At 38.0% G+C, this 6166-nt stretch carries 8 protein-coding genes; 2 read left to right on the top strand and 6 right to left on the bottom strand.

Going from position 1 to position 6166, the window contains the following annotated elements:
• Positions 1-32 precede the first annotated feature (32 nt).
• On the bottom strand, positions 33-1991 hold the full coding sequence (gene gyrB, locus B3C94_RS13565) for a DNA topoisomerase (ATP-hydrolyzing) subunit B (protein ID WP_046673982.1): 1959 nt from the start codon (positions 1989-1991) through the stop codon (positions 33-35).
• 192 nt (positions 1992-2183) lie between these two features.
• Here gyrB and B3C94_RS13560 point away from each other — a divergent pair, with 192 nt between their 5' ends.
• Together B3C94_RS13560 and B3C94_RS13555 are read left to right on the top strand one after the other, a co-directional pair.
• Complete coding sequence (locus B3C94_RS13560; protein ID WP_293904504.1) at positions 2184-2801, top strand: OmpH family outer membrane protein; 618 nt, start codon at positions 2184-2186, stop codon at positions 2799-2801.
• A gap of 88 nt (positions 2802-2889) precedes the next feature.
• Positions 2890-3795, top strand: a complete 906-nt coding sequence (locus tag B3C94_RS13555) for a CorA family divalent cation transporter (RefSeq protein ID WP_293904502.1) — start codon at positions 2890-2892, stop codon at positions 3793-3795.
• Here B3C94_RS13555 and tsaB read toward each other — a convergent pair.
• The 5 genes from tsaB to mscL form a co-directional block, all read right to left on the bottom strand.
• Complete coding sequence (gene tsaB, locus B3C94_RS13550; protein ID WP_293904500.1) at positions 3790-4497, bottom strand: tRNA (adenosine(37)-N6)-threonylcarbamoyltransferase complex dimerization subunit type 1 TsaB; 708 nt, start codon at positions 4495-4497, stop codon at positions 3790-3792. The two genes, B3C94_RS13555 and tsaB, sit on opposite strands and share 6 nt — an antisense overlap.
• A 14-nt stretch (positions 4498-4511) precedes the next feature.
• Entirely contained in the window at positions 4512-4766 is a 255-nt protein-coding gene (gene yidD / locus B3C94_RS13545) for a membrane protein insertion efficiency factor YidD (protein WP_293904498.1), read from the bottom strand.
• A complete protein-coding gene (locus B3C94_RS13540) occupies positions 4717-5145 on the bottom strand; it encodes a ribonuclease P protein component (protein WP_293904496.1) in 429 nt (142 codons plus the stop codon). Before B3C94_RS13540 ends, yidD begins: the two co-directional genes overlap by 50 nt.
• 60 nt (positions 5146-5205) lie before the next feature.
• Positions 5206-5364 carry a 50S ribosomal protein L34 gene (rpmH, locus tag B3C94_RS13535; protein ID WP_075991291.1) on the bottom strand — a complete coding sequence of 53 codons (159 nt, stop codon included), beginning with the start codon at positions 5362-5364 and terminating at the stop codon, positions 5206-5208.
• Between the two features lie 239 nt (positions 5365-5603).
• Positions 5604-6011, bottom strand: a complete 408-nt coding sequence (gene mscL, locus B3C94_RS13530; protein ID WP_293904494.1) for a large-conductance mechanosensitive channel protein MscL — start codon at positions 6009-6011, stop codon at positions 5604-5606.
• Positions 6012-6166: the final 155 nt, after the last annotated feature.

Below are 6166 nucleotides of genomic sequence, written 5' to 3'. Positions count from 1 at the left end.
AGGCTTTTTTTATTCCTTTATGATAATATCAATTAAATATCAATTTTAGCATAACGTGCATTTTTCTCAATAAATTCACGACGTGGAGCAACTTCGTCTCCCATTAGCATAGAGAAAATACGGTCACATTCTGCAGCGTTTTCGATCGTTACTTGTCTTAATGTACGCGTTTCAGGATTCATGGTTGTATCCCATAACTGTTCTGCGTTCATTTCTCCAAGTCCTTTGTAACGTTGTACGTGCACACTGTCCTCTTTACCGGATCCTTTCAAACGCTGAATAGCATTGATACGTTGGTCTTCATTCCAAGCATACTCATGTTCTTTTCCTTTTTTCACCAGGTATAGCGGGGGTGTAGCAATATATACATATCCTCTTTCAATCAATTCTTTCATATATCTGAAATAGAATGTCAAGATCAATGTTGTAATGTGGGAACCATCCACATCGGCATCGGTCATGATGATGATACGGTGATAGCGCAATTTCTCAAGATTCAATGCTTTAGCATCTTCGGCCGTACCTACACTCACCCCCAAAGCTGTAAACATGTTTTTGATCTCTTCATTTTCGTAGATCTTATGTTCCATCGCTTTCTCAACGTTAAGGATCTTACCACGTAAAGGCATGATCGCCTGATGCTTTCTATCACGACCAGACTTAGCAGTACCACCCGCAGAATCTCCCTCGACAAAATAGATTTCACATTTTGTAGGATCATTATCTTGACAATCGGCCAATTTACCTGGAAGTCCGGAACCGCCCATGACGGTTTTACGCTGCACCAAATCACGGGCTTTACGTGCAGCAGCACGCGCCTGAGCTGCGATTACAACCTTTTGAACGATAGATTTTGCTTCGCGAGGATTCTCTTCCAGATAAACGCCCAAGATCTCGCCTACGGCAACATCCACTGCACCCATTACCTCAGAGTTTCCTAATTTTGTTTTCGTTTGACCTTCAAACTGAGGTTCTGCGACTTTTACCGAAATAACAGCAGTCAATCCCTCACGGAAGTCATCACCCGTAATTTCTACTTTTAAGTTTTTAAGCAAACCTGACTTATCCGCATAAGCTTTCAATGTACGGGTCAAACCACGACGGAAACCCGCCACATGTGAACCACCTTCAATCGTATTGATGTTGTTCACATACGAATGAACATTTTCTGAATAAGTATCGTTATATTGTAAAGCCAGTTCGACAGGAATACCCTGTTTTACACCTTCAACATAAATAGGCTCAGGAATCAACGACTGACGGTTACCATCTAAAAATTTCACAAACTCTTTAAGACCACCTTCAGAATAGAACGTTTCTTTCTTTTCAGAGCCATCTTCATTGGTTTCGCGCTCATCATTCAAAGTCAAGCTCACACCTTTATTTAAAAACGCAAGCTCACGAAGACGATTTGCTAAGGTATCGTAATTATAGACAGTAGTCTGCGTAAAAATCGTTGCATCCGGATGGAATGTTACAATAGTACCAGTCTTATCCGAAACACCAACTTCTTTCACATCATACAAGGGCTTACCAATCTGGTACTCTTGTTGAAATATCTTTCCATCGCGATGAACTTCAGCTTTCAAAAGGGTAGACAAGGCGTTCACACAGGAAACCCCAACACCATGCAGACCGCCAGAAACCTTATAGGTATCTTTATCAAATTTACCCCCGGCATGCAATACAGTCATTACAAGTTCCAAGGCTGATTTATTTTCCTTTTTGTTGATTCCTGTAGGAATACCCCGACCGTTATCGCGGACAGAAATCGAATTATCTTTATGGATAGTAACAAAGATATCGGTACAATATCCTGCTACAGCTTCATCGATTGAATTGTCAACTACCTCGTATACCAAGTGGTGTAATCCTTTTACACCGGTGTCACCGATATACATGGATGGACGCTTACGAACCGCCTCTAAACCCTCTAATACCTGAATATTATCGGCCGAATAGGTGGATGCATTTTTATTTTCTTCGCTCATTGAAAACCTCTTAAATGTAATATTCAAAAATACGAAATTTTGGCCGATTTATCAAGTCCGTGAACAAGTATTGAACCGATATTCTGAATTGACAACTGGTCCTGTAATTTTACTTTTTTATTACTAAAAACTAGAATTTCGATTTTTTTATGTTAGGTTTGTTTTCAGTAATAATTTGCAAATAACAAAAAAATGAACACTATATTTTCAATTGTATCGAAAGTTTCCTTTGGCCTTTTATTGGTTGGAACAATTGCATCATGTAACCAAGGTGCGAAAACATCAAGCGAACCTGCTAAAAATGATTCCAATGCAGTAAGCAAAGAGAGTCAGGGAAGTAGCAAAGATAAAATCGTCTATTTAAACTCGGATTCACTATCAGAAAAATACCAATATTTTAAGGATATTAAATCAAAGCTTGAAAACAAGGTTAAAAAAGCACAAGCAGATCTGCAATCAAAAAGCACGGCTTTCCAACGTGAAGTTGCCGAATATCAAAAAAATGCAGCCACTATGTCTGCTGCAGATAGACAAGCTACTGAACAGAAGCTAGCACGTAAACAAGATGAGCTTGCGCGTTTAGACCAGACAGCTTCTTCCTCAATTGCAAAAGATGAGTCCGAAGAATTCAACAATGTTTATAATAAAATTACTGAATTCCTGAAAAAACATGCCGCAGAAAATGGTTACAAGTTGGTATTGACTTATTCAAAAACCAACCCTACCGTATTATATGCTGATCCTTCTTTGGAAATTACCAACGAGGTAATCAAACAACTAAATGAAGAATATAAAACTTCAAACAAATAGAAGATCATAAAAATTCAGAAAAGCCATCAACGGAGTTGATGGCTTTTTTTATTTTCTTTCTTATCTTGTCCTTGGAAAAATTAGATTTATGGTCAGAACGATTGTTGAAAAAGAAATCGCAAACTACGAATGGATAGATATCTCTGAACCGACCTCAGAAGATTTCACCTTCATCAAAGAGCGCTACAATTTAAATGAAGCTTCTATCAAGGACTCCAAAGAACCTGAGCATCTACCTAAAATCGAAGAATTTGAGAACTATACATTCGTTATCCTTCGTGTCATGTCAGACAATTTCAAAGAAAATTCAGATAGCATCGGCGAGATTACTGACCGCTTGACCATCTTCTATGGAAACGATTTTGTCATTACAGTGCACAAACGTAGAATCGAATTCTTAGAAAAGCTTAAGAACATTGAATTCACATCCATCAAAACAAAAAATAGCCGTAAACTAGCTGTATTTATCACGACAGCGGCAGTATTCACCTTCAGTCAAACCTTGGAACAACTTTCAACACGGATCGATGCATACGAGGAATTGATATTTCTGAAACGGATGAAGCAGCAGCCAGTATTGAAAAACCTCTATTTTATCAAAAGACAGATTGATGTTGCACGAAAGGTGATCTTTCTCTACAGAGAGGTTGTCGAGCATTTTCATTCATCGTCGAAAAAGGATGTATACACACGGGATTTAAAAGATCTTCAGGTCCGTACATCGACCTTATACGAAAACTTATCAGAGAATGTAGCGCAACTGCTCAATGTATACTTTAATATTTCGTCTAATCACACGAATGAGATCATGCGCATCCTCACAATTTTCTCGGTATTTTTTATGCCAATCACTTTTGTTGCGGGAATTTATGGCATGAACTTTAAGAATATGCCCGAACTCGAATGGTATTATGGATATCCGGTTGCCATGGGGATCATGGTAGCGATATCCCTGGCCATTTATTTGTGGTTCAAAAGAAAAGGTTGGCTATAATAAGCCAACCTTTTTCTTTGCTGTGGTAACCACAAAATCCTTGAGATAGAATGGCTCGAAATAAGCAACATCCTCAAACTGTTTTTTCTGAAATTTATCAAATGCCAGCTGCGACAAAAAGGCAGCGGAAACCTGAAAGCTCCTCAGGATATCCACACGATCTGTTGAGCTAAACAAATCTTCAAATTTATCGGCTCCCGAACCAAATAGATGAACACGGTTATAGCTTGACAACAATTCATTGAAATAATCCACATCGATTATTTCTGCTGAGGTTGCTTTCACTAGGGCAGCATTATGGTCATAAACAGCCGTATATACCTCCATACGACGGGCGTCAAGCATGGGTAAATAAGCTTCCTGCTCATTTAAACCAAACTGCTCTTTATACCCTAAAAATAACGCTTCCAACGTGTTGATAGCAATCAAAGGTATATCCAACGCATAACAAAGACCTTTAGCCGTCGACACCCCTATACGTAAACCTGTATAAGAGCCCGGCCCCATACTCACCGCCACCGCACTTAAATCCTGCATCGCCCGATTTGTCTGTTTAAGGATTTCCGCAATCAAAATGGTCAATTTAGCGGCATGGGCATTGGGTTCATCGAAATCGATAACCGCTAGCGTTTCACCATTTTCACTTAGGGCAACCGAGCAAATCGTGGTTGAAGTATCAATTTGTAAAATTAAATTATTCATCGTCATTATTGAAATCATGGCACAGGATCATGTCCATGCCCACCCCAGGGGTTGCAGCGTGCAATTCGTTTTAAAGCCATCCAGCCACCTTTAAAAGGTCCATATTTCAGAATAGCCTCCCTCCCATATTGAGAACAGGTCGGCGTGTATCTACAATTAGCACCCAAAAATGGTGAAATGAAAACTTGGTAAAACCGAATAATAGCCAAGAAAATAAAACTAAACAGGGGTTGAATCCCCTTTTTCCAAATAAGCTTCAGCACATTCATCCTGCAATTTTTTCAGCATTTTATTCATTGCGGCATTAAACACATCATACGTTAAGATCTGCTTACCTACATATTGAATAGCCAAATACAAAGTTACATTATGTTTCAACAAAAATGGAATCAAATCATTCGATTTTTGCGTACGGTAACTCTCGCGCATCATTCGCTTAATTGAATTGCGGTCAACTGCTCTTTTAAACCTACGTTTGGATACGGAAATGATAGACTGACTGGCGGGAATATCGTCAGCTATATGGTTGTTCTCGAAAATAAAAACAACTCTAAACGGATACAAAACAAAAGAAGAACCGCTTTTAAAGAGCGCATCAATACGCCTTTTCGCACATAACCGTTCTTCTTTTGTAAATGTATTTTTCATACGATGACTTTATCTTATTAGAAAAAGTTCTTATAAGCGGCCACCGATCCTTGTCAAAGATTAACCTTTGTGACGGTATTCGTCAGACACTGTAAGACGTTTTCTACCTTTAGCTCTACGTGAAGCTAATACTCTTCTACCGTTTGCAGAGCTCATACGCTCTCTAAAACCGTGTTTGTTTCTTCTTTTTCTTTGCGATGGCTGAAATGTTCTTTTCATGACGCTATTATGCTAATTTGTTCTTACTTCAATTAATACAAAACTCCCCAAGAGGAATGCAAAAGTAAAGTTTATTTTAGACAAAAACAAACAATATTACGAACATTTAAAGTTAATGTGAAACGAGCAAGCTAATTTATTCAGCTACAGCTTTAAAAAACAATTTTCTATTGACTACAAAATAAAAAACAGAGCAGTTTGGCTACTCTGTTTTTTATAAATGAAGGATATACTTTACACTATTTATTTTTCAGAATATCTCTGATTTCAGTCAACAGCGTTTCTTCTTTTGTTGGTGCCGGAGGTGCTGCCGGAGCTGCTTCCTCCTTACGTTTTAATGAATTTAAAGCTTTGATAACACAAAAAATACAGAATGCCACAATTAGAAATTGGATAACTACATTGATAAAGTTACCATAATTAATAGATACCTCAGCCTGCTTTGCTGCTTCATCGGCTGCTTTCAAGATTAATTTTTTGGATGAAAAATCAACTCCACCTGTTAAATAACCAATAGGAGGCATGATAATATCGTCCACCAAAGAGGTAACAATTTTACCAAAAGCACCACCGATAACAACACCGACAGCCAGATCTACCACGCTGCCGCGCATTGCAAACTCTTTAAACTCTTTTAAAAATCCCATATTTAAATTTTTTAGTCCATAAATTATGACAAAACTAGTAATTGTCACATAAATCTAATTAAAATATGCTAATTTTTTATCGTTAAACTCATATTGTCCTATATTTTTTAGTTTATGTCCTAGTTATAAAAAACTCGTGCAGCCTGCAGTCAGCT

It is taken from the genome of Sphingobacterium sp. UBA5670, from assembly GCF_002420705.1.
Classification (GTDB): domain Bacteria; phylum Bacteroidota; class Bacteroidia; order Sphingobacteriales; family Sphingobacteriaceae; genus Sphingobacterium.
Note: the sequence above shows the minus strand (reverse complement) of the source record. Positions and strands in the feature narration are given on the sequence as shown.

What these genes read in the sequence shown, in the direction of transcription:
- rpmH (WP_075991291.1), bottom strand. Translation starts at nt 5,364, where the DNA reads ATGAAAAGAACATTTCAGCCATCGCAAAGAAAAAGAAGAAACAAACAC.
- B3C94_RS13555 (WP_293904502.1), top strand. Translation starts at nt 2,890, where the DNA reads ATGGTCAGAACGATTGTTGAAAAAGAAATCGCAAACTACGAATGGATA.
- tsaB (WP_293904500.1), bottom strand. Translation starts at nt 4,497, where the DNA reads ATGAATAATTTAATTTTACAAATTGATACTTCAACCACGATTTGCTCG.
- mscL (WP_293904494.1), bottom strand. Translation starts at nt 6,011, where the DNA reads ATGGGATTTTTAAAAGAGTTTAAAGAGTTTGCAATGCGCGGCAGCGTG.
- gyrB (WP_046673982.1), bottom strand. Translation starts at nt 1,991, where the DNA reads ATGAGCGAAGAAAATAAAAATGCATCCACCTATTCGGCCGATAATATT.
- B3C94_RS13560 (WP_293904504.1), top strand. Translation starts at nt 2,184, where the DNA reads ATGAACACTATATTTTCAATTGTATCGAAAGTTTCCTTTGGCCTTTTA.
- yidD (WP_293904498.1), bottom strand. Translation starts at nt 4,766, where the DNA reads ATGAATGTGCTGAAGCTTATTTGGAAAAAGGGGATTCAACCCCTGTTT.
- B3C94_RS13540 (WP_293904496.1), bottom strand. Translation starts at nt 5,145, where the DNA reads ATGAAAAATACATTTACAAAAGAAGAACGGTTATGTGCGAAAAGGCGT.